This window comes from Streptomyces sp. NPDC002851, from assembly GCF_053591935.1.
Genome location: NZ_JBSFUT010000099.1, coordinates 1 through 1,162 on the forward strand (window position 1 = coordinate 1; position 1,162 = coordinate 1,162).

Annotated in this window: 3 pseudogenes; 1 reads left to right on the forward strand and 2 read right to left on the reverse strand. The window is 69.1% G+C overall.

The window, feature by feature from the left end:
• A pseudogene (locus ACWD10_RS38435) lies at nucleotides 1-591 on the forward strand (amino acid transporter); the annotation flags it as partial.
• 7 nt (nucleotides 592-598) lie between these two features.
• Here ACWD10_RS38435 and ACWD10_RS38440 read toward each other — a convergent pair.
• Together ACWD10_RS38440 and ACWD10_RS38445 are read right to left on the reverse strand one after the other, a co-directional pair.
• A pseudogene (locus ACWD10_RS38440) lies at nucleotides 599-1,090 on the reverse strand (formyltetrahydrofolate deformylase); the annotation flags it as partial.
• Nucleotides 1,086-1,162: pseudogene (locus tag ACWD10_RS38445) on the reverse strand (hypothetical protein); the annotation flags it as partial. The pseudogenes ACWD10_RS38445 and ACWD10_RS38440, both read right to left, overlap by 5 nt.

Genomic DNA, 1,162 nt, shown 5'->3' on the forward strand with positions numbered 1-1,162 from the left:
AACGTCATCGTCCTGACCGCCGTCCTCTCCTGCCTCAACTCCGGCCTCTACACCGCCTCCCGAATGGCCTTCTCCCTCGGCCAGCGCGGCGACGCGCCCCGCGCCTTCGCCCGCACCAACGCCCGTGGCGTGCCGCGGGCCGCGATCCTCGGTTCGGTCGTGTTCGGCTTTGTCGCGGTGTTCTTCAACTACAAGTGGCCCGACACCGTCTTCGCGTTCCTGCTCAACTCCTCGGGTGCCGTGGCCCTGTTCGTCTGGCTGGTGATCTGCTTCACCCAGCTGCGGATGCGCGGCATCATCCTGAAGGAGAACCCGGAGAAGTTCGTCGTCCGCATGTGGCTGTTCCCGTATCTGACCTGGGCCACCATCGCGATGATCTCGTTCGTGCTGGTCTACATGCTCACCGACCCGGCGGGCCGCGAGCAGGTCATCATGTCGCTCCTGGCCGCGGCCCTCGTCCTCGCCATCGCCCTGTTCCGCGACTTCACCGGCCGCGGCCGCAAGCCCGCATCCGGGGGCACGGACGCGGGCTTGGACGAGGGCGCGGACTTGGACGAGGACCCGGTCACGGTCACGATCGCGGGGGACTGAGCCGCCGTCAGCGCAGCACCACCGTGCGTCTGCCCTGGACGAACACCCGTCCCTCGCAGTGCCAGCGGACCGCCCGGGCCAGGGCCGCCGACTCCGCGTCACGGCCCACGGCGGCCAGGTCCTCGGGCGTATGGCTGTGGTCGACGGTGATGACCTCCTGGGCGATGATCGGGCCTTCGTCGAGGTCGGCGGTGACGTAGTGGGCCGTCGCGCCGACGAGCTTGACGCCGCGCTCGTGTGCCTGGTGGTACGGCTTCGCGCCCTTGAAGCTCGGCAGGAACGAGTGGTGGATGTTGATCAACCGGCCGGGCAACCGGGTGCACAGGTCGTCGGAGAGCACCTGCATATAGCGGGCCAGGACGACCAGGTCGACGTCGAACTCGTCGATGATCCCCAGGAGCCGGGCCTCGGCGTCCGGCTTGGTCGCGGCCGTCACCGGCACGTGGAAGAACGGGATGCCGTGCCACGTGACGAGTGCCTCGTGGTCGCGGTGGTTGGCTCGGGGCAGCGGCCGAGCCACTTGGCCGTCTGCCAGCCGCACTCGGTGCAGCGGAACGACGGACGGTCCTTG